This window comes from Amycolatopsis sp. NPDC004169, assembly GCF_040610315.1.
In the GTDB taxonomy this organism is placed as follows: Bacteria; Actinomycetota; Actinomycetes; order Mycobacteriales; family Pseudonocardiaceae; genus Amycolatopsis.
On the sequence record NZ_JBEXMD010000002.1, the window covers coordinates 214182 to 233781 of the forward strand.

Annotated in this window: 20 protein-coding genes; 9 read left to right on the forward strand and 11 right to left on the reverse strand. The window is 71.5% G+C overall.

Annotated elements, in window-relative coordinates:
* Positions 1–6: 6 nt before the first annotated feature.
* Complete coding sequence (locus ABZX11_RS03645) at positions 7–243, forward strand: hypothetical protein (RefSeq protein WP_176172224.1); 237 nt, start codon at positions 7–9, stop codon at positions 241–243.
* A gap of 378 nt (positions 244–621) precedes the next feature.
* Here the strand turns inward: ABZX11_RS03645 and ABZX11_RS03650 are convergent, their stop codons facing one another.
* Positions 622–1227, reverse strand: coding sequence for a hypothetical protein (locus ABZX11_RS03650; RefSeq protein WP_354909543.1), 606 nt, complete (start codon positions 1225–1227; stop codon positions 622–624).
* 196 nt (positions 1228–1423) lie between these two features.
* Between ABZX11_RS03650 and ABZX11_RS03655 the strand changes: the two genes are divergently transcribed.
* Both ABZX11_RS03655 and smc read left to right on the forward strand, forming a co-directional pair.
* A complete protein-coding gene (locus tag ABZX11_RS03655; RefSeq protein ID WP_176172222.1) occupies positions 1424–1711 on the forward strand; it encodes an acylphosphatase in 288 nt (95 codons plus the stop codon).
* A gap of 169 nt (positions 1712–1880) precedes the next feature.
* A complete protein-coding gene (gene smc / locus ABZX11_RS03660) occupies positions 1881–5483 on the forward strand; it encodes a chromosome segregation protein SMC (protein ID WP_354909547.1) in 3603 nt (1200 codons plus the stop codon).
* Here the strand turns inward: smc and ABZX11_RS03665 are convergent.
* From ABZX11_RS03665 to ABZX11_RS03680, 4 genes are all read right to left on the reverse strand, one after another.
* Complete coding sequence (locus ABZX11_RS03665) at positions 5476–5703, reverse strand: hypothetical protein (RefSeq protein ID WP_354909549.1); 228 nt, start codon at positions 5701–5703, stop codon at positions 5476–5478. The two genes, smc and ABZX11_RS03665, sit on opposite strands and share 8 nt — an antisense overlap.
* A gap of 62 nt (positions 5704–5765) precedes the next feature.
* Complete coding sequence (locus ABZX11_RS03670; protein ID WP_354909551.1) at positions 5766–6266, reverse strand: DUF3455 domain-containing protein; 501 nt, start codon at positions 6264–6266, stop codon at positions 5766–5768.
* 87 nt (positions 6267–6353) lie between these two features.
* Entirely contained in the window at positions 6354–7913 is a 1560-nt protein-coding gene (locus ABZX11_RS03675) for a sodium:solute symporter (protein ID WP_354909554.1), read from the reverse strand.
* Positions 7914–7922: 9 nt separating this feature from the next.
* Positions 7923–9134 carry an anhydro-N-acetylmuramic acid kinase gene (locus ABZX11_RS03680; RefSeq protein WP_354909556.1) on the reverse strand — a complete coding sequence of 404 codons (1212 nt, stop codon included), beginning with the start codon at positions 9132–9134 and terminating at the stop codon, positions 7923–7925.
* A gap of 139 nt (positions 9135–9273) precedes the next feature.
* Between ABZX11_RS03680 and ftsY the strand changes: the two genes are divergently transcribed.
* Entirely contained in the window at positions 9274–10563 is a 1290-nt protein-coding gene (gene ftsY / locus ABZX11_RS03685; protein WP_176172216.1) for a signal recognition particle-docking protein FtsY, read from the forward strand.
* Here the strand turns inward: ftsY and ABZX11_RS03690 are convergent.
* A complete protein-coding gene (locus ABZX11_RS03690; RefSeq protein ID WP_176172215.1) occupies positions 10560–11048 on the reverse strand; it encodes a hypothetical protein in 489 nt (162 codons plus the stop codon). The two genes, ftsY and ABZX11_RS03690, sit on opposite strands and share 4 nt — an antisense overlap.
* Positions 11049–11183: 135 nt before the next feature.
* On the opposite strand from ABZX11_RS03690, the gene ABZX11_RS03695 reads away from it, so the two are divergent.
* Positions 11184–11684, forward strand: a complete 501-nt coding sequence (locus ABZX11_RS03695) for a GNAT family protein (protein WP_354909560.1) — start codon at positions 11184–11186, stop codon at positions 11682–11684.
* On the opposite strand, the gene ABZX11_RS03700 is transcribed toward ABZX11_RS03695, so the two are convergent.
* Both ABZX11_RS03700 and ABZX11_RS03705 read right to left on the reverse strand, forming a co-directional pair.
* Positions 11677–11829 carry a hypothetical protein gene (locus ABZX11_RS03700; RefSeq protein ID WP_354909562.1) on the reverse strand — a complete coding sequence of 51 codons (153 nt, stop codon included), beginning with the start codon at positions 11827–11829 and terminating at the stop codon, positions 11677–11679. The genes ABZX11_RS03695 and ABZX11_RS03700 overlap by 8 nt on opposite strands.
* 43 nt (positions 11830–11872) lie before the next feature.
* Positions 11873–12649, reverse strand: coding sequence for an IclR family transcriptional regulator (locus ABZX11_RS03705; RefSeq protein ID WP_176172212.1), 777 nt, complete (start codon positions 12647–12649; stop codon positions 11873–11875).
* Positions 12650–12761: 112 nt separating this feature from the next.
* Between ABZX11_RS03705 and aceB the strand changes: the two genes are divergently transcribed.
* Together aceB and ABZX11_RS03715 are read left to right on the forward strand one after the other, a co-directional pair.
* Positions 12762–14339: a malate synthase A gene (aceB, locus tag ABZX11_RS03710; RefSeq protein WP_354909564.1), complete on the forward strand. Its 1578-nt coding sequence runs from the start codon at positions 12762–12764 to the stop codon at positions 14337–14339.
* Positions 14339–15526: an aldolase gene (locus ABZX11_RS03715; protein ID WP_354909567.1), complete on the forward strand. Its 1188-nt coding sequence runs from the start codon at positions 14339–14341 to the stop codon at positions 15524–15526. The genes aceB and ABZX11_RS03715 overlap by 1 nt, the downstream gene beginning before the upstream one ends.
* 50 nt (positions 15527–15576) lie before the next feature.
* Here ABZX11_RS03715 and ABZX11_RS03720 read toward each other — a convergent pair whose 3' ends face one another.
* A complete protein-coding gene (locus ABZX11_RS03720) occupies positions 15577–15906 on the reverse strand; it encodes a hypothetical protein (RefSeq protein ID WP_176172209.1) in 330 nt (109 codons plus the stop codon).
* A gap of 354 nt (positions 15907–16260) precedes the next feature.
* On the opposite strand from ABZX11_RS03720, the gene ABZX11_RS03725 reads away from it, so the two are divergent.
* Positions 16261–16497 (forward strand): hypothetical protein, encoded by a 237-nt coding sequence (locus tag ABZX11_RS03725; RefSeq protein ID WP_176172208.1) that lies wholly within the window; start codon positions 16261–16263, stop codon positions 16495–16497.
* On the opposite strand, the gene ABZX11_RS03730 is transcribed toward ABZX11_RS03725, so the two are convergent.
* Positions 16498–17646 (reverse strand): DUF2786 domain-containing protein, encoded by a 1149-nt coding sequence (locus tag ABZX11_RS03730; protein ID WP_354909570.1) that lies wholly within the window; start codon positions 17644–17646, stop codon positions 16498–16500.
* Between the two features lie 92 nt (positions 17647–17738).
* Between ABZX11_RS03730 and dctA the strand changes: the two genes are divergently transcribed.
* The gene (gene dctA / locus ABZX11_RS03735; RefSeq protein ID WP_354909573.1) at positions 17739–19019 is read left to right on the forward strand and encodes a C4-dicarboxylate transporter DctA; all 1281 of its coding nucleotides are present in this window, start codon (positions 17739–17741) and stop codon (positions 19017–19019) included.
* On the opposite strand, the gene ABZX11_RS03740 is transcribed toward dctA, so the two are convergent.
* Positions 19016–19504, reverse strand: coding sequence for a MarR family winged helix-turn-helix transcriptional regulator (locus ABZX11_RS03740; RefSeq protein ID WP_354909575.1), 489 nt, complete (start codon positions 19502–19504; stop codon positions 19016–19018). The two genes, dctA and ABZX11_RS03740, sit on opposite strands and share 4 nt — an antisense overlap.
* Between the last annotated feature and the right edge of the window lie 96 nt (positions 19505–19600).

Here is a 19600-nt window from a genome sequence, read left to right on the forward strand (position 1 = left end):
CTCGGCGTGACCGAGGGGACGAAGGCGCGGATGCCGGCGAAGGTGGCGTTGGGCCTGGCGGTGACGTGGAGCGTGTTCACGGTCGCGGCCGTCGTGCTCGCCTTCGGCTGGGAAGCGACCGGGTGGCGGGAAGCGCTCCGGTTCGTGTGGCCGGTGTTCGGAACGCTCGCGGCGGCCTTCTACTGGGTCCGGTACTTCCGGACGCGCCGGAGCGGGAGCCGGCCCGGCACCTCCGAGGTCTGAAGCTGGGCTCGGCCGGGTAGTCCTTCCGCACGACCACGGGGTGCGGAAGAAGAACCCGTGGGGCAAGGCCGCGGTACTGCCGGCGGCCGTGCTCAAGGCCGTCTTCGACGTCACGGTCGCCGGCGACGACGAGGACGTCCCCATCGCCGGCCGGGACTTCATCGCCGAGATCCAGGCCGAGCCGGACGCGGTGCGCCCGTCCGCGACATCCTGTGGGCCTACCACGGGCCCGAGCAGTACGAGCTGCTCTGCCTGGAACGCGGGTGGTCCGCGGAGCGCTACGGGAAGTTCCTGCGGGACGCGATGGTCTCGGCCGTCCTGGCCCGGTGACGCCGAAGGCCACCGCCGCGGCGGTGGCCTTCGAGGGTGCGTCCTGGTTTACGCCGTGGTGCCGGCGCCGGTCGTGGTCGACGACGGGGCTCCGGCCGAGCTGGAACCGCCACCGGACGGCGGGGGCTCCGCCGAAGTGGAGGAGGTCGGGGGTGGTGCCGACGATGTCGTGGTCGGAGGCGTCTTGGTCGTCGTCGTCGGCGGCGGCTGCGTCGGGTGCTGGCTCGACGGCGGCGGGTTGCCGCCCGTGTCGTTGCGCGGCGGCGGGGGCGGCGACGGCTGGGTGACGACCGTGGTGGTCGTCTTGCCGTCCGGGCTCACCGACACCACGGTCGTGGGCGCGCTCGACGACGACGGGCTCGACGTGGTCGGCGCGCCGCTGGAGGACGCCGGGTCGCTCGACGACGGCGTGGCCGGCAGCGTCTGGACGCCGGCCGGGAGGGTGCCCTGGCCGCCGGGGCCACCCGTGCCGCCCGCGGTGGACGCGGGGCCCGGTCCGGCGAGCTCGGCCACGGCGGCGAACGCGGTCGCGACGACCAGCCCGGCCACCCCGAGCACGACGTACCCGGTGCGGTTCGGTTTGCTGCTCCTGGGCGGCGCGGTGTCGATCCTGGTGATCCGAGAGCTCGAATCCGACCCGTCGGGGCGGGGCATACGGGGCTCCTTGGGGATTGCGGGGAGGCGCGGTTCTGGCTCGGTGAGGTCGGGAACGGGCTTGTCGGCGGACGCACAGCCACGGCGGGGGATCGACCTCGGCGGGGAGGTTATCACCGGCGTGTGGGTATTCGCCCAGGTAGTGGCCTTGATCCGTTACTGTGCGCGGTCAGTTGACCCGGAAGTGAGGAACGGCGTGAGTGAGGAAGAAACCCACACCCGGCTGACGGCGTGGGTGCGCGGCCGCGTCCAAGGCGTCGGTTTCCGCTGGTGGACGCGCAGCCGCGCGCTGGAACTTGGTCTGGTCGGGAGTGCGAGCAACCTGGCCGACGGGCGTGTCGAGGTGATAGCGGAAGGTAGTCGTGACCACTGTCAGCGGCTGTTGTCCGCGTTACGGTCCGGAGAATCACCCGGAAGTGTGGAGCACGTTGCCGAGCGGTGGTCCGACCCGAAAGGGGGACTCACCGGCTTCGTCGAGCGGTAGCGTGCCCCCTTGGTCCGTCCGGGGCCGGTGTGGCTCGTGGTGTTGCTGAGGCCACGGCGGGTGTGCTAGGCGCGCCGAGGAAGGGGCGCGTCCGGCGGCCTCCGGACACCCCCAGGTAGCCTGGGACGATTGAACCGCCAGTACCCGCGGCCAGAGGGGTCAGCACCAAGTGCACCTGAAAAGCCTGACGCTCAAGGGCTTCAAGTCCTTCGCCTCGGCCACCACGCTGCGCTTCGAACCGGGCATCACCTGCGTGGTCGGGCCGAACGGCTCGGGCAAGTCCAACGTGCTCGACGCCCTGCGCTGGGTCATGGGCACCCAGGGCGCCAAGGACCTGCGCGGCGGCAAGATGGAGGACGTCATCTTCGCCGGCACGGCGGGCCGCGCCCCGCTCGGCCGCGCCGAGGTCACCCTCACCATCGACAACACCGACGGCGCGCTGCCGATCGAGTACACCGAGGTCTCGATCACCCGCCGGATGTTCCGCGACGGCGCCAGCGAGTACGAGATCAACGGCGACCGCTGCCGCCTGATGGACGTCCAGGAACTGCTGTCCGACTCCGGCATCGGCCGCGAGATGCACGTCATCGTCGGGCAGGGCCAGCTCTCGGCGATCCTGGAGTCCAAGCCCGAAGAGCGCCGCGCCTTCATCGAAGAGGCCGCCGGTGTCCTCAAGCACCGCAAGCGCAAGGAACAGACCCTGCGCAAGCTGGCCAACATGCAGGGCAACCTCGACCGCCTCGGCGACCTGACGACCGAGCTGCGCCGCCAGCTCAAGCCGCTGGGCAAGCAGGCCGAGATCGCCCGCAAGGCCCAGTCGGTCCAGTCTGAGCTGCGCGACTCCCGCCTGCGCCTGCTCGCCGACGACCTGGTCACCCAGCGCGACGCGATCGCGCGCGAAGAGGCCGACGAGAAGACGGCCCGCGCGCGCCGCGCCGAGGTCGAGCAGACCCTCGAGATCGTCTCCGCGGAGGAAGCCGAGCTGGAAGCCTCGCTCGCCGAGGACGCGCCGCTCCTGCAGACCGCCCAGGAGACCTGGTACAAGCTGTCCGCACTGGCCGAGCGGCTGCGCGGCACCGTCCGCCTGGCCATCGAGCGCCAGCGGCACCTCTCCGCCGACGTCGCGGCGAACACCGGCGGCCGCGATCCCGAAGAGCTCCTCGAAGAGGCCGAGCGCGTCGCCGAGCAGGAGGAAGAGCTCAACGAGGCCGTCATGGAGGCCCGGGAGCTGCTCGCCCAGACCGTGCTGCGCCGCGAGGACCTCGAACAGCGCGTCCAGGCCGCCGAGCGCGCGCACTGGGCCGCCGTCCGCGCCATCGCCGACCGCCGCGAGGGCATGGCCAAGCTGACCGGCCAGGTCGAGGCGCTGCGCAGCAAGAACGGCGCCACCTCCGACGAGATCGACCGCCTCAGCGTCTCCCTCGAGGAAGCCGCCGAGCGCGCCGAGATCGCCGTCGAAGAACTCGAGATGGCCCAGGCCGAAGGCGGCGCCGAAGAGTCCGACGACGCCGGTCTGATGGATCGCCACGACCGCGCGGTCGAGGCCAACAACGCGGCGAAGGCCCGCGTCGAGGAGCTGGTCAAGGCCGAGCGCGCGGCCGAGCGCGAGATCGCGTCCGAGAAGGCGCGCGTCGAGGCCCTGTCCATCGGGCTCAAGCGCAAGGACGGCGCGGGCGCGCTGCTCGGCGCGGCCCACCAGCTGCCGGGCTTGCTGGGCTCGGTCGCCGCGCTGCTGACCGTCGAGCCGGGCCACGAAGTCGCGCTGGCCGCGGCCCTCGGCCCGGTCGCCGACGCGATCGCCGTCGCGGGCGGTGAAGACGCCCTGCGCGCCCTGAAGTACCTGAAGGAAACGGATTCCGGCCGTGCGGGCATCCTGCTCGGCGGTCCCGAGTCCACTGTGGACACGTACTCGTGGCCGTCGCTGCCGGAAGGCGCGCGCTGGGCCCGCGAGGTCGTCACCGCGCCTGCCCAGCTGCGGCCCGCCGTCGAGCAGGCCCTCGAGAAGCTGGCCATCGTCCGCGACCTCGACGCGGCCCGGCAGCTGGTCGCGGTGCACCCGGACGTCCGCGCGGTCACCGCCGAGGGCGACGTCTTCGGCGCCCGCTGGGCGATCGGCGGCTCGGGCAAGCGCGAGAGCGTGATCGAGGTCCAGGCCGCGGTCGACGAGGCGGCCGAGCGGCTCCGCCTGGCCGAGCGCTCGCTGGAGCGGTACGCGGCCGAGCTGGAAGGCGCCCGCGCCGAGCAGCAGGCGCGTCGCGAAGAGGTGTCCCAGGCCAAGGACGCCCTCGGCGAGGCGAAGGTCCGGAAGGCGCGCTCTTCGGAGCGGCTCAGCCGGCTGCAGCAGGCCGCCCGCCAAGCCCAGGCCGAGGTCGAGCGGATCACCGGGCAGCGCGCGAAGGTCGAGCAGAGCCGCGTCCACGCGCTGGCCCAGCTCGCCGAGCTGGAGGAACGGCTCGCCGCCGTCGCCGAGCAGCCGGTCGAGGACGACCCGGACACCGCCGAGCGCGACGCCGCCGTCGAGGAACTGGCCGTCGTGCGGCAGGAGGAGATGGAGGCGCGGCTCGCGCAGCGCACCTCCGAAGAGCGCGCCCGCAGCATCGCCGGCAAGGCCGAAGGCCTCCGCCGCGCCGCGCACGCCGAGCAGCAGGCCCGCGAGCGCGCCGAGCGGGCCGCCGCGGCCCGCAAGCGCGGCGCCGAAATCGCCAACGCCGTCGTCAACGCCGGCGAGATCGCGCTGGAGCGCATCGAGCACTCGGTCCAGCGCGCCGCCGCCGAACGCGATGAGGTCCAGGCCCGCCGCCAGAGCCGCGAGCAGGCCCTGACCGGTGTCCGCGCGAAGGTCCGCGAGCTCACCGGCGAGCTGGAGAAGCTGACCGACGCCGTGCACCGCGACGAGGTGCTGCGCGCCGAGCAGCGGCTGAGGCTGGAGACACTGGAAGCGAAGATCGCCGAGGACTTCGGCATGGGGCTCGAGGACCTCGTCCGCGAGTACGGCCCGGACGTCCCGGTCCCGCCGAGCGCGGGCGAGATGGCCGAGTACGAGGCGGCCAAGGACCGCGGCGAGGACGTCACCCCGCCGCCGCCGATGCCCTACGACCGCGAGACCCAGGCCCGCCGCGCCAAGCGCGCCGAGAAGGACCTGTCGCTGCTGGGCAAGGTGAACCCCCTCGCACTGGAGGAGTTCGCGGCGCTGGAGGAGCGGTACAAGTTCCTCTCCACGCAGCTGGAGGACCTCAAGGACACCCGCAAGGACCTCGAAGCCGTCATCAAGCAGGTCGACGAGAAGATCCTCGAGGTCTTCGCCTCGGCGTACGCGGACGTCGCGCGCGAGTTCGAGACGGTGTTCGGCGTGCTCTTCCCGGGCGGCGAGGGCCGGATGGTGCTCACCGAGCCGGACGACCTGCTGGCCACCGGCGTCGACGTCGAGGCGCGCCCGCCGGGCAAGAAGGTCAAGCGGCTTTCGCTGCTGTCCGGTGGCGAGAAGTCGCTGGTCGCGGTGGGCATGCTGGTCGCGATCTTCCGCGCCCGGCCGTCACCGTTCTACGTCATGGACGAGGTCGAGGCCGCGTTGGACGACACCAACATGCGCCGGCTGATCGGGCTGCTGGAGCAGCTGCGCGACTCGTCGCAGCTGATCATCATCACCCACCAGAAGCCGACCATGGAGATCGCCGACGCCCTCTACGGCGTGAGCATGCAGGGCGACGGCATCACGAAGGTGATTTCGCAGCGCCTGCGCACGACCGAGGAAGACCCGGTCCCGGTCAGCTGACGTCGTCCTCACGCGGGGCGGTGCGGTCTTCGCCTCGCGCGCGGGGCTCGTAATGCCTGAGGTCGCTGCCCATCCACTGCGCGTCGCCGATCCGCGGCCGGCGCCCGCGGGGCGTGAGCATGCCGCGCTTGACCCCGCGCTTGCGGTCGGACCGGTCCACGACCAGCGCGATGACGAGCACCACGGCCAGGACCGCACCGAGCCCGATGAAGAACGCCATGCGAAACCCCCTGCTCTCCCGGGTTCAGGCTACGGGGAGCAGGGGGGAAGAACCCGCGGTTTTCAGCCGGCGACCCAGAAGGCGTAGTCCGCCGAGTACCGGACCGCGGCCTGCACACCGTCCGTGCACGCGCCCGCCGGGGCCACGCCACCGCGGGTGTTCAAGCGCTGGACGTACGTCACCTTGCCGAAGATCCCGTCGCCGGTGTTGAGGTTCGCCTTGAGCAGCACCTCCGGGATCGCGTCCTTGCGCGGCGAGGTCGCCACCGCGGCCGCGCCGACCGTGCTGCCGTCCACGATGGACGTCCAGACCGGGCCCTTGCTGTGCAGCGCCACCGGTTTCCCGTGCTTCGACAGGACCGCGGCGGGCTGGATCAGCGTCCACGCGCCGTTCGTGCAGCCGTAGATCTGCACGCCCTCCGCGGGGTAGGCCGCGACCGGCCGGTTGCCCGCCGGGACCTGGATCGCGTCCGCCACCTTCGGGGCCGCCGGAGTGGCCGAAGCCGTCGCCGCGCCGCCGACCAGCAGGGCACCCGCCGCGAGCGCCACCGTCATCCGCTTCATGGAATCCACCTTCGAAAATCCTCCCGCCGCTTTTCGGCGGGCTCCCGCAATGCGACACGGGCGCCCGCCGGAAACGGTTCAGAAGAATCAGGCGGCGCGGACTTCCTCGGCCACGGCTTCGGCCTCGGCCGCCTTCGGGTCCGGCGTGCGGTGCCGCAGCGAGAGCAGGCCGCCGACGAGCAGGGTGATGACCACGCCCATCAGCGTGTACCACGGGTAGGCGAGCGCCACCTTGTCCCCGGCCGCCTTGCCGAAGTCGACGCCGATCAGGCCGCCGGTCTTCGCGTTGAACTTCACGCCGAGGATCACGAACGCCATCACCACCACCGTGACCACGAACGCGACGATCGCGTCCACCTGCCGCGCCTTCTTGATCAGCAGGCCGAGCAGGAACGAGCCGAGCAGCGCGCCGTAGGTGTAGCCGGTGATGGCCAGCCCGAGCTCGATCACCGAGTTCTTCGTGGTGGAGAACAGCGACGCGAACACCGCGAACACGACGGCCCAGATCAGTGTCCACATGCGACCGTGCTGCAGCAGTTTCGAATCCTCGGGTGAACGTTTGGTGAACCGCTGGTAGAGGTCCGCCACGGTCGACGTCGAAAGCGCGTTGAGCGCCGAGGCCAGAGCGCCCATCGTCGAGGCGAGGACACCGGCGATGAGCAGGCCGGAGACGCCGACCGGCAGGTCGTCGATGATGAACCGCGAGAACACGTCGTCCGGGCTCTGCAACCCGAGCTGCGCCACGGACTTCCGGCCGTTGAACACCCAGAGCATCGCGCCGACCAGCAGGAACAACGCGAACTGGACGGTGACGATGATGCCGCTGCCGATCAGCGCCTTCTGGCCGTCGCGCAGGCTGCGCGTGGCCAGCAGCCGCTGCGCGATCAGCTGGTCGGCGCCGTGGGAGGCCATCGACAGCGCCGCGCCGCCGAGCACCGCCGTCACGAAGGCGTACGGGCTGGTCAGCAGGTTCTTCGAGAAGTCGACGAGCATGAACTTGCCGTCCGCGGACGCCTGCGAGGCCCAGTCGGCGGGCAGCTTGTTCAGCAGCACGATCGCGGCCACCGCGGCGCCACCCAGGTAGAGCGACAGCTGGATGACGTCGACCCAGACGACCGCCTTGATCCCGCCGATGTAGGCGTAGACCAGCGTCAGTGCGGTGAGGATGACGACGATCACCCAGTAGTCGAGGTGGATGCCGTAGTGGCCGAGGATCACCTTGATCGGGATCGCGCCGGCGAACAGGCGCACACCTTCGGCGAGCAGCCGCGTGATCACGAACGTGACCGACGCGGTGCCCTGCAGTCCGGAGCCGAACCGCTTCCCGAGGAACGCGTACGCGCTGACGAGGTTGCCCCGGAAGTACCGCGGCAGCAGCACGAACGCGGCGACCGTCCGGCCGATGATGTAGCCGAACGCCAGCTGCAGGAACAGGAACGCGTTGCCGAAGACCAGCCCGGGCGTGCTGATCACGGTCAGCGTCGAGGTCTCCGTGGCCACCACGGACAGCATCACGGCGCCCCACGGGAGGCTGCGCTCACCGACGAAGTAGTCGGCCGCCGACCGTTGTCTCCGGCCGACGAGCACGCCGATCAGCGGCATGGCCGCCAGGTAGACCACGATGATGGCGAGGTCGACACCGCGCATGGATCACTCCTACCGTTCTCCGGCCTTCTCCGCGACTCGCAACCGGGTCACGCTGCCCCCCAGCGGGGCGGGAAGGATCAGGGGGCCGGCGCCCGGGACCAGCGCGCCGAGCACGCGCGGACCGCGGGCACCGGTCGCCGACGGCACGGTACCGGGCACACCGCACCAGGTCAGCCAGCCCAGCAACGCGGTCAGGTACGCCTCCTTGCCGGCACCGGGCAGCCCGAGGTCGTCGCTGGTCTTGACCACGGCCGACGGCAGGGCGCGGACCAGCGCGGCCATCAGCGCCGGGTTCGCGACGCCGCCGCCGGAGGCGATGACGGTCGTGACGCCGTGCCGGCGGCACTGGTCGGCCACGGTGACGGCGGTCAGTTCGGTCAGCGTCGCGAGCAGGTCGCCGGGCTCGACCGGGTCCAGGCCGGCGAGTGCGGTGTCGAGGAAGTCCGCGTTGAAGTGCTCCTTGCCGGTGGACTTCGGCGGCGGGGCGGCGAAGTACGGGTCGGCCTGCAGCCGCCCGAGCAGGTCCCGGCGGACCGACCCGCCGAGCGCGAGCTTTCCGTCGACGTCGCTGCGCTGTCCGCGCACGCGGTGGGCCGCGAGGTCGAGCAAGGCGTTGGCGGGGCCGGTGTCGTAGGCGATCACCGGCCGGTCCTCGGCGACGACGGTGATGTTCGCGATGCCGCCGAGGTTGAGCGCGGCGACCGGACGGCCGGTGTCCTCGGCGAGGCCGCGCAGCCACAGGTGGTCGAGCGTGCTGGCCAGCGGTGCCCCGTGGCCGCCCGCGGCGACGTCACGGGCGCGCAGGTCGGCGCACACGGGCAGCCCGGTGCGTTCGGCGATCCAGGCGGGCTGGCCGAGTTGCAGCGTGCCGCGGACGCGGCCGTCCGCCACCCAGTGGAAGACCGTCTGGCCCAGCGACGCGACCAGGTCCGCGGTGCCGGCCAGCTCTTCGGCACCGCGCGCGGCGGCGTCGGCGAACGCCTGGCCGACGCCGGTGTCGAGCCGGGTCAGCTCGCCGGCGGTGCACGGGTTCGGCGGCAGCGCGGCGAGCAGGGCTTCGCGGAGGGGCTCCGGGTAGGGGATTTCCAGCTCGCCGAGCGGTGTCAGGACGACGGTGTCGTCCTCGGCGTGCAGATCGGCTGCGGCCACGTCGATGCCGTCGAGCGACGTGCCCGAAATCAGGCCGATCACCCGGAAGCCGTGGCTCGCGCTTTTCCCCATCCGGAGGGGTTTAGTGGAGGCTCCTGTGTGACGCAACCCACTTGGTGAAGTCTTGGCCCAATCGCGACCTAGGTGGTGATGAATTGCCTGTGCGGACGGGGTGTCCGGGGCGGGGGAGCGCGGATGAAAGGATGGGTCCGTGTCGAGCACCTGGTTCCTGTTCGTAGTCGTCGCCGTCGTCGTCCTGGTCGCCCTGCTGGTGACCGGCCTGCTGATCGCACGCAGGCGGCGGATCAGCCTGGACGCCCAGCGCGAGGTCGAGGCGAAACCGAAGGGCGGTTCGTACGCGGCCAGCGGGGGCATCGCGCTCGCGCCCGGCGGCACGGCCGAGGCCGAAGCCCCCGAGCACCCGGTCGAGGACCGGCCGGAGGTCGACGGCCAGCCCGCGGTGGGCGACGACGCGGCGGTGCCGCGCGACTCGGCCCAGCGCACGGTCCGCGACGTCAAGCTGCCGGACGCCGAGGTCGTCGAACCGGCCCCGGCCGCCGAGGAGATCGATCCGGCGACCGGCCGCATGGAGCGGCTGCGCGGCCGGCTGTCGAAGTCCCGCTCGGTGTTCGGGACGAGCCTGCTGGGCCTGCTCGGCGCGGGCGACCTCGACGAGGACTCCTGGCAGGACGTCGAAGACACGCTGCTGATGGCCGACCTGGGTGCGGCCACCACGAACCAGATCGTCGAGCGCCTGCGCGACGAGCTGTCCCGGCGCGCGGTGCGGTCCTCGGCGGAGGCGCGCGAGGTGCTGCACGAGGTGCTGACGGCGCAGCTGTCCACCGACGGCCACCGGGCGGTCCGGGCGTTGCCGCACACGGTCGACGGGCGCAAGCAGCCCGCGGTGGTGCTGGTGGCGGGCGTGAACGGCACCGGCAAGACGACGACAACGGGCAAGCTCGCCCGCGTCCTGGTCGCCCAGGGCGGAACGGTCCTGCTGGGAGCGGCGGACACGTTCCGCGCGGCGGCGGCCGACCAGCTGCAGACGTGGGCCGAGCGCGTGGGGGCGGAGGTCGTCCGCGGCAAGGAGGGGGCGGACCCGGCGGCGGTGGCGTTCGACGCGGTCAAGCGCGGCGTGGACACGGGCGTGGACGCGGTCCTGGTCGACACGGCGGGCCGCCTGCACACGAAGACGGGCCTGATGGACGAGCTGGGCAAGGTCAAGCGCGTCGTGGAGAAGCAGGCCAAGGTCGACGAGGTCCTGCTGGTCCTGGACGCGACGACGGGCCAGAACGGGCTGATGCAGGCCCGGGTGTTCGCCGAGGTGATCGACGTGACGGGCATCGTCCTGACGAAGCTGGACGGGACGGCCAAGGGCGGCATCGTGTTCCAGGTCCAGAAGGAGCTGGGGGTGCCGGTGAAGCTGGTCGGGCTCGGCGAGGGGCCGGACGACCTGGCGCCGTTCGAGCCCGGTGCCTTCGTGGACGCCCTGCTCGGCTAGCGGACCTTCGCCGGCGGCTCCAGCCGGAACAACGGCGTCCCGTCCGCCTTGCGCAGCCCCAGCTGCAGGATCACCGGCGCCGACGGGCGGTTCACCGGGATGAGGCACGGGGACGTCCCGCGGGCCGGCACGGTCAGGTGGGACCAGCCGATGCCCTGCAGCGTGCGGTGGGCCGGGTCGACCACCATCGCCGCGCTGAAGTAGCGGCCGCTGGGGACCGCGATGCGGGCCGTGTGGCCGAGGATCGCCGAGAACGCCGTGCCGGTGCGGCCGCCGTCCTCCTGCATCGTGAGGATCACCGGTGTCCGGCCCTTCGCGCCGTGGTGCCGCACGGTGATCTCGACGGTGCCCGCGGCGGTCTTCGCCGGGCCCGGCCAGGCGGGCGACGCGGGTGAGCCGTCGAGCGCGCGGTCGACGAGCCGGTCCAGGAGGTTCGAAGCGGCGCCCTGCGCGAGCCAGGCCAAGGCACCGGCGTGCGTGTCCATGCGGTCTCCGGCGATATTCGGGTGACGGCGGCGGGCGCGCCGGCGCAGAATCCGGGCATGCCCGGTTGACGCACGCGCGCCCCTCCTCGTGGAAGACGCCCCGAAGCCGTCATTCGCTACGAGGAAGGACCCATCATGCCCGCCATTCACGGAGATCGGGTGCGCTTGCGTCCGATCGGCCCAGCCGACCGCGTCCGGCTGCGCGAAATCCTGGCCACCCCGGAGGTCGCCCGCTGGTGGGGCGACCCGGATCGCGAGACCGAAGGCCTGTACGAGGCCGAAGAGGGTTACCACGTCTACGTGATCGAGTTCGACGGCGAGGTCGTCGGGCTGATCCAGAGCTGCGAAGAGCTGGACCCGCAGTACCGCCACGCGGGCATCGACATCTCGGTGCACCCGGAGTTCCACGGCCGCGGTATCGGCACGGACGCGATCCGGGCGCTGGCCCGCCACCTGTTCGCCGAGGGACACCACCGGCTGACGATCGACCCGGCGGCGTCCAACGAGACGGCGATCCGGGTGTACACGAAGGTGGGATTCCGGCCGGTCGGGGTGCTCCGGAACTACGAACGCGCCCCGGACGGCACCTGGCACGACGGGCTGCTGATGGACCTGCTGGAAGGGGAGCTCACTTAGCCGACAGCTTCATCTCGACGAGCTGCTCGGTGAGCTGGATTACCTGCTTGAGCCGCGCGTCCAGCTCGGCGAGCACGTCGTCGAGCGCCGCCGCCTTCTCGGCGGGCGCTCGTTGGGCTTCGTCGGCGCGGAGCACTTCGGACATCGGGCCATGCTGGCGGTTCGAGTGGTCGGATGATCATTCAGCGTTAGACCGTGATCGCCGCCTGGGAGAGGCTCGCTCCCAGGGCGTCCGCCACCCGCTGCACCGCCGGGGCGATGTGCGCCACCGCCTCGGCGGTCAGCCGTCCGGACGGCCCCGACACCGAAACCGCCGCCGGGACCGGCGCCCCCGGCACCGCCACCGCGACGCACCGCACGCCCAGTTCCTGCTCCGCCTCGTCCAGCGCGTACCCCTGCGAAGCGATCCGCGACAGCTCCACCGCCAGCGCGTCCGGGTCCGTGAACGTGTGCTCCGTGTACGCGGGCATCCCGGTGCGCGAAAGCAGCGAACGCACGTCCGAAGCGGGCAGGTGCGCCAGCATCGCCTTGCCCACGCCGGTCCCGTGCGGCAGCAACCGCCGTCCGACCTCGGTGAACATCCGCATCGAGTGCTTCGACGGCACCTGGGCCACGTACACGACCTCGTCGCGCTCCAGGACCGCCAGGTTGGCCGTCTCGCCGACCTCCTCCACCAGCTCCGCCAGCAGCGGCCGCGCCCACGCGCCGAACTGCATGCTCGCGTTCTCGCCCAGCCGGATCAGGCGTGCGCCGAGCGCGTAGCGGCGGTTCGTGTTCTGGCGGACGTACCCCAGGTCGACCAGCGTGCGGATGAGCCGGTGGATCGTCGGCATCGGCAGCCCGGACAGCGTCGCCAGCTCCGACAGGCTGGCCTCGCCACCGGTGTCCGCGAGGTGTTCCAGCAGCTCGAAGGCACGCTGCAGGGACTGGACGCCGCCGTCGCGACCGTTCTTCTCCGCCGGCACGGTGGCCCTCCTTACGTCGGCGTTGAGCTTCCGCTATGCAGAAACTATAGTCCGGCTGGTAGAAAACCGTAGGGCCGTTATCCAAAGATCCGAACCCTCGAGGTGTTTCCCCATGTCTTCTGAAGTCCAGGTGCTGGGCGACCCGGTCGAGCGCGGCGACGAGATCCTCACGCCGGAGGCGCTCGCCTTCCTCGCCGGCCTCCACGACGCCTTCGCCGGCCGCCGCGACGAGCTGCTCCGGGCGCGGAGCAAGCGCCGCGAAGAGGCCCGGACCACCGGCAAGCTCGACTTCCTGCCGGAGACCAAGGAGATCCGCGACGGCGACTGGCAGGTCGCCGGGGCCCCGGAGGCGCTCCGCGATCGCCGCGTCGAGATCACCGGGCCGACCGACCGCAAGATGACCATCAACGCGCTCAACTCCGGCGCCAAGGTGTGGCTGGCCGACCTCGAGGACGCCAACACCCCGCACTGGCACAACGTGGTCTCCGGCCAGGTCAACCTGTACGACGCCGTCCGCGAGACGATCACCCTGGAAAGCGGCGGCAAGAGCTACGCGCTGAAGGACGACGTCGAGCACGCCACGATCGTGGTCCGCCCGCGCGGCTGGCACCTGCCCGAAGCCCACCTCACCTTCGGCGGCCGCGAGGGCGTCGGCGCGCTCGTCGACTTCGGCCTGCACTTCTTCCACAACGCCGCCGAACTGCTCAAGCGCGGCAAGGGCCCGTACTACTACCTGCCGAAGATGGAGAGCCACCTCGAAGCGCGGCTCTGGAACGACGTCTTCACCCACGCCGAGAAGGCGCTCGGCATCGAGCACGGCACCGTCCGCGCCACCGTGCTGATCGAGACCATCCCGGCCGCGTTCGAGATGGAGGAGATCCTCTACGAGCTGCGCGAGCACGCCTCGGGCCTCAATGCCGGCCGCTGGGACTACCTGTTCAGCGTCATCAAGTACTTCCGCGACGCGGGCGAGAAGTTCGTGCTGCCGGACCGCAACTCGGTCACCATGACCGCGCCGTTCATGCGCGCCTACACCGAGCTGCTCGTGCGCACCTGCCACAAGCGCGGCGCCTTCGCGATCGGCGGCATGGCCGCGTTCATCCCCAGCAAGGACCCCGAGGTCAACAAGGGTGCCTTCGAGAAGGTCCACGCGGACAAGTCCCGCGAGGCCGGCGACGGCTTCGACGGCTCCTGGGTCGCCCACCCGGGCATGGTCGAGCTCTGCAAGGAGGAGTTCGACAAGGTCCTCGGCGACAAGCCGAACCAGCTGGACCGCACCCGGGACGAGGTCAGCGTCACCGCCGACCAGCTGCTGGACGTCGCTTCGACCCCGGGTGGCGCGACGGCGGCCGGCCTGCGCGCCGCGGTCGACGTCGGCGTCCGGTACATCGCCTCCTGGCTGGGCGGCAACGGCGCGGCGGCCATCCACAACCTGATGGAGGACGCCGCCACCGCCGAGATCTCGCGCTCGCAGATCTGGCAGTGGGTCAAGAACGGGACCACTTTGGACAGTGGGGACGCGGTCACCGCGGAGCTGGTGCGCGGCGTGCTGGCCGACGTCCGCGGCGAGCTGGCCGGCGAGCTCAAGCCGGAGCTGCTGGAGCCCGCGGTGGAGCTGTTCGAGCAGGTCGCGCTGGCCGACGAGTTCCCGGACTTCCTGACGCTGCCCGCGTACGAGAAGATCAAGTAGTGCGGCTGCCCGAAGACGTCTACGACGCCGCCGACGCGCGCCTGGCTGCGGCCGACGCGCGCGTCGCGGCGTCGTACCCGGGGGAGCGGCCGGGACGTCAGCCCGTGCACACCGTCTACGTCCCGGCTTCGCGGTACAAGACGCGCCTGGTTGCGGACTGGGGCAAGCAGGCGATGCGCGTGTTCGTCGAGCACGGCGACCTCCTCGGCGTCGACGCCGACGTGTACGAACGCGTCCGCGCGAAGCTGCTGACCGAGCCGATCGAGGACCTGCGCATCGACTTCGAGGACGGCTTCGGCCGCGTCCCGGACGACGTCGAGGACGCGGCGGCCCGCGCGGCCGGGCAGACCCTGGCGACCACCGGCGGCACACCGTTCTGCGGCATCCGCTTCAAGAGCTTCGAAGCGGCGACGCGCCGGCGAGGCATCCGCACCCTCGACCTGTTCCTGGGATCGCTGCTGGAGCACGGCTCGCTCCCGGCCGGGTTCGTCGTCACGCTGCCGAAGGTGACGGCGGTGGAGCAGGTCTCGGTGGCCGCGGAAGTCCTCGCCCGGCTGGAAACCGCGTACGAGCTGGCTGAAGGGGCGCTGCGCTTCGAGGTCCAGATCGAGACCGCCCAGTCCATTGTGGACGTGGACGGGACGCTGTCGGTGGCGCGGATCGTGCAGGCGGCGGCGGGGCGCTGTTCGGGTCTGCACTACGGGACGTACGACTACAGCGCGGGCCTGGGCATCGCGGCGGCATATCAGAGCATGGAGCACCCGGCGGCGGACCTGGCCAAGGGCCTGATGCAGGTCGCGGCGGCGGGCACGGGCGTCCGGTTGTCGGACGGTTCGACCAACCGCCTCCCGATCGGCGACGCCTTGCCGACGGCGTGGGCCGAGCACCTCCGCTTGGTGCGAAGGTCCCTGGAGCGTGGCTTCTACCAGGGCTGGGACCTGCACCCGCACCAGCTGCCGACCCGTTTCGCGGCGACGTACAGGTTCTACCGCGCGGGGTTCCCGGAGGCGGTGCAGAGGTTGCGCGCGTACGCGGAGAAGACGGCGGGGGGAGTGCTGGACGAACCGGCGACGGCCCAGGCGCTGGCGGTGTACCTCCTGCGGGGGCTGGATTGCGGGGCGCTGGACGAGGGCGAGCTGCCGTTCGGGCGGCCGGAGCTGGAGAAGTACGCCCGCCGGGAGGTCTGACCGCAGCCGGGGAAGCACCCGCCGAAGCGGGACTCCCTCGGCTGCGGTGGTCAGATCGTTGCCGGGCTGCGGCGGTGCGTGGACACCGCGACGAGCGCCAGCAAGGCGAGCTGAACCGTGATCGTTCCGGTCGTCGCCCACCCCGGAAAACCCGCCGGCGCAGCCTTCAACGTGAGGGCGGGACCGGTGACGCTCCCGAGCACGACGAGCACATCCAGGATCGTGGCGAGCAACCGCCGGGTCTGGGAAGGTGGCACTTCCACTTCTGCCCTCACCGCCGTCGTCTCGATCCGGACGCGCGCGAACCGGGACGGAACGTCGTCTTCCAGCGCTGTTTCCTGAGGTGCGGACGGATCCGCACGCTCGATTTCGGCACCCATGCTCGTGCCTGTTCCTTTCCGGCCCGATCCGGCGCCCGCGTTGGCACGTCGAACCGGGGACCACTTTCGGGTCGCGGCTCTCGCCGCGGCCGGCCACCGGTTGGCCGCCCCTCCTCGGCCCATCGGTCACCTGTCTCCCTGAGCGGGAAGCTGGTCCGGCTTCCCGACGCCACGACCAGTCCGCATGGGTGACTGGTCCGCGCCAGGGGCGAGCCCGCTCGTCAAAGCAGGCTGCTGTCGACTGTAGAGCTGTGGGGACGGTGATCACAACCGTCTCCGTGCGGATTACATGCAGAAAATGTGGGTTTTCGGTGTGGAACCTGCCATGCTGGTGTGGTGAGCAGAGGAGGCGGCATGCCCGCGGGCGAGGAGAGCCGGTCGACCGTGGTCGACCGAGTCAACGTCGCGTTGATCGCCGAAGCGGTCGATGCGCTGGCGAAACTGCAGGACCGCACCGGTCTCAAAAAGGTCGACCTGGTCAACCGGGCCCTGCTCGTCTACGAGTTCGTCGACGCCGAACTCAAGGCGGGCAAGCAGATCCTGCTCCGCGACCAGGACGGCCGGGACCAGCTGGTGAAGATCTTCCTGTAGTCACTCACCGAGGCGGGCGCGGTCGGCGGCCTCCCGCCCCGCGCCCCACCCTTCGTGGCTGCGCACGGTCACCGACTTGCTCACCACCTCGGGAAACAGCTCGGTGAACGCCGCCGCCACCTCGGCCTCGCGCGAGGCCAGCACCGGCAGCAGATCCGGCACCGAGGCGATCGTCGCTTCCGCCGTCTGCTCGAGCCGCTCGCCGATGCGGGTGGCGTACGAAACCAGGAACGACTTCCGGAAATCGCGGGACCGGCCCGCCGGGTCGGCGATCATCGCGCGGGTCGCCTGGACCAGCAACGACGTCGTCAGCAGCTCGACGGCGTCCAGGGCGTCGCCGACCACGGTCACGAAGTCCCAGCGCGCATCGAAGATCGCCTGGCAACGGTTGGCCTTCGCGACCACGTGGACCAGCAGCGACTTCGCGTCGGTGTACGGCGTGTCCAGCCAGATTCTGCGGGCCGCGGGGCGGTCCGGTGCGCCGGTGGCCGCCTCCACCAGGGCCCGGTCGAGGGCGTGGCGGGTCATCAGCTCCTGCGCCTTCGCCGAAAGGGCCTCGGCCTCCTCCGGGAACGAGCTCGACTCGGCTTTCGCGAGCAGCGCGCGGACCCGGCTCAGCTTCTTGTCGTCGACGGGGTGACCTGCCGGGCGCGGCAGCGGAGTGCCCGGCGCGGGCAGCACCACGGTCACCGGGGGCAGCGTCTTCAGCAGGCCGAAGGCGGAGATGACCGCGGCCACCGCTTCGGATGGCGTGAGGATGTGCTTCGCCGCCCATTGCGGCAGGTGTGGCTCGGTTTCGTTCCACCAGCGGACGCCGCCCGCCGCGTCGAGCTGGGCCAGCCAGTCCGGGTGCACGGTGGTGAACTGCCCGGCGTAGGCGGCGAGGGTGTCGAGCAGGTACGAGCCGGCGAACTCGTCCAGGCGGCGCCGGGCCGCCTGGTGGAGGTCTTCGGGCAGCCAGCCACCCCGGCACGCGCGGGCGATCAGCTGCCCGGCGACCGGATCGGCAGCCGACGCGAGGGCGGGCGGCAGGGTGTAGTCCGGCGCCAGCCAGTCCGCGTCGCCCGGTACGGCGGCGAACAGCACGTCGCCGAACTCCTCGGCCGTCGTCGGCGGCGGGCCGACGCGGACCTGCTTCCGCTTGCCCACGCGACCAGTCTGCCGCAGCGGCCCCGGCGGGCGTCGGGTACGTCACTGCGAGCGTTAACACCGCTGGAACATCCGATGCCTAGGGTCCGGCCATGGCGGAGAACAAGAAGCGCTGGTGGACTTCGGTGTTCGTGCAACTGCTCGTGGCGGTGGTCGCCGGCGTGCTGGTCGGGCACTTCTGGCCGGGGCTCGGTGCCCAGCTCAAGCCGGTCGGCGACGGCTTCATCCGGCTGATCAAGATGATCATCGCGCCGCTGATCTTCTGCGTCGTGGTGACCGGGATCGCGGCGGTCGGCGACATCAAAGCGGTCGGACGAATCGGACTCAAGGCGATCGTCTACTTCGAGGTCGTGACGACGTTCGCGCTGCTGTTCGGCCTGGTCGTGGCGAACGTCTTCCGCCCCGGTGCCGGGCTCGACATCAACCCGGCGACGCTCGACCCGAAAGCGGTCACCGCGCAGACCAAGGGCGGCCAGCTGCCCTCGGTCGGGGACTTCCTGCTGCACACCATCCCCGACAGCGTGGTGAACGCCTTCGCGCAGAACCAGCTGTTGCAGGTGCTGGTGTTCGCGGTGTTCTTCGGCGTGGCGCTGGCCGCGGTCGGGCGGGAGCGGGCGCCGCTGGTGCTGGGCTTCGTCGACCAGGTGCAGCAGGTCATCTTCAAGGTGATGGGCTGGATCATGCGGGTCGCGCCGCTGGGTGCGTTCGGCGCGATGGCCTTCATCATCGGCCAGTACGGTCTGTCCACATTGGGCACCTACGCGAAGCTGATCGCCGCCTGCTACGGCGCGGCCGTGCTCTTCACCCTCGTCCTCGCCGCGATTTCCCGCTTCTACGCCGGGGTCTCGGTCTGGAAGTTCCTCCGCTACGCGCGGGAAGAGTTCCTGCTCGCGCTGGGCACGGCGTCGACGGAGTCGGTGCTGCCGCGGATCATGGTCAAGCTCACCGACGCCGGCTGCTCCCGCGCGGCGACCGGCCTGGTGGTGCCGACCGGGTACTCGTTCAACCTCGACGGCGCGACCATCTACCTGTCGATCTGCACGGTGTTCCTGGCCCAGGCGTTCGGTGTCGAGATGACGCTCGGCCAGCAGCTGCTGGCGGTGCTGATCCTGATGCTGACGTCGAAGGGCATGGCGGGCGTCCCGGGCTCGAGCTTCCTGGCCCTCTCGGCCACCGCCGCGGCGATCGGCGCGTTCCCGGTGGCGGGCGTGGCGCTGCTGCTGGGCGCGGACCGGCTGATGGACTCGATGCGCGTGTTCGTCAACCTGCTGGGCAACTGCGTGGCGACGTTCGTGGTCGCGAAGTCCGAAGGGCAGCTGGACCGGGACAAGCTGCGGGAAACCCTCGAAGGAGCGACGCCGGTCCCCGCCTAGCGCAGCCGGGGCAGGGCGTCCCTGGCGAAGTGGCTCAACATCCGCAGGTCTTCGGCGAACCGCTCCCGGTGGGCTTCGGGCAGGGGCCGGAAGAAGAACTGCTCGATGTTCTCCACGTGCAGGCGGCTGGCGCGCACGGTCGTCTCCTCGCCGAACGCGGTCAGCCGGACGAGCTGGACCCGGCGGTCGGCGGGCGACGCCGTGCGCGTCACCAGGCCGATCGCCACCATCCGGTCGACCAGCCGGGTCGCGCCGCCGGTGGTGAGCACCTGCTCCTGGGCGATCGAGCGCATGGTCAGCCCGTCTTCCCCGGTGCGGCCCACGATGAGCAGGACCTCGTACATCAGGTGCGTGATCCCGCATTCGCGCTCCAGCGCCCGCCCGAGCAGGTAGCCGAGCCGGTGCGCCGCGCCCTGCAGCCGCCCGAAGGCCAGCACGCGGGCGTCGTCCGCCGCCTGCCGGGCCGAACCTATTTCGGGGTCCACCCGCTCATCCTCCCCTTTGCGCCCGGTCACGCAACGCGAGACGGCGGGCGGTGGGGTGCAAGGCGTTCCCCCTGCGCCGAGCGGGCGAGCGGCGCG

Coding starts and splice junctions, on each gene's coding strand:
- ABZX11_RS03650 (WP_354909543.1), bottom strand. CDS start 1,227: ATGCCCCGCCCCGACGGGTCGGATTCGAGCTCTCGGATCACCAGGATC.
- ABZX11_RS03665 (WP_354909549.1), bottom strand. CDS start 5,703: ATGGCGTTCTTCATCGGGCTCGGTGCGGTCCTGGCCGTGGTGCTCGTC.
- ABZX11_RS03670 (WP_354909551.1), bottom strand. CDS start 6,266: ATGAAGCGGATGACGGTGGCGCTCGCGGCGGGTGCCCTGCTGGTCGGC.
- ABZX11_RS03675 (WP_354909554.1), bottom strand. CDS start 7,913: ATGCGCGGTGTCGACCTCGCCATCATCGTGGTCTACCTGGCGGCCATG.
- ABZX11_RS03680 (WP_354909556.1), bottom strand. CDS start 9,134: ATGGGGAAAAGCGCGAGCCACGGCTTCCGGGTGATCGGCCTGATTTCG.
- ABZX11_RS03690 (WP_176172215.1), bottom strand. CDS start 11,048: ATGGACACGCACGCCGGTGCCTTGGCCTGGCTCGCGCAGGGCGCCGCT.
- ABZX11_RS03695 (WP_354909560.1), top strand. CDS start 11,184: ATGCCCGCCATTCACGGAGATCGGGTGCGCTTGCGTCCGATCGGCCCA.
- ABZX11_RS03700 (WP_354909562.1), bottom strand. CDS start 11,829: ATGTCCGAAGTGCTCCGCGCCGACGAAGCCCAACGAGCGCCCGCCGAG.
- aceB (WP_354909564.1), top strand. CDS start 12,762: ATGTCTTCTGAAGTCCAGGTGCTGGGCGACCCGGTCGAGCGCGGCGAC.
- ABZX11_RS03720 (WP_176172209.1), bottom strand. CDS start 15,906: ATGGGTGCCGAAATCGAGCGTGCGGATCCGTCCGCACCTCAGGAAACA.
- ABZX11_RS03725 (WP_176172208.1), top strand. CDS start 16,261: ATGCCCGCGGGCGAGGAGAGCCGGTCGACCGTGGTCGACCGAGTCAAC.
- dctA (WP_354909573.1), top strand. CDS start 17,739: ATGGCGGAGAACAAGAAGCGCTGGTGGACTTCGGTGTTCGTGCAACTG.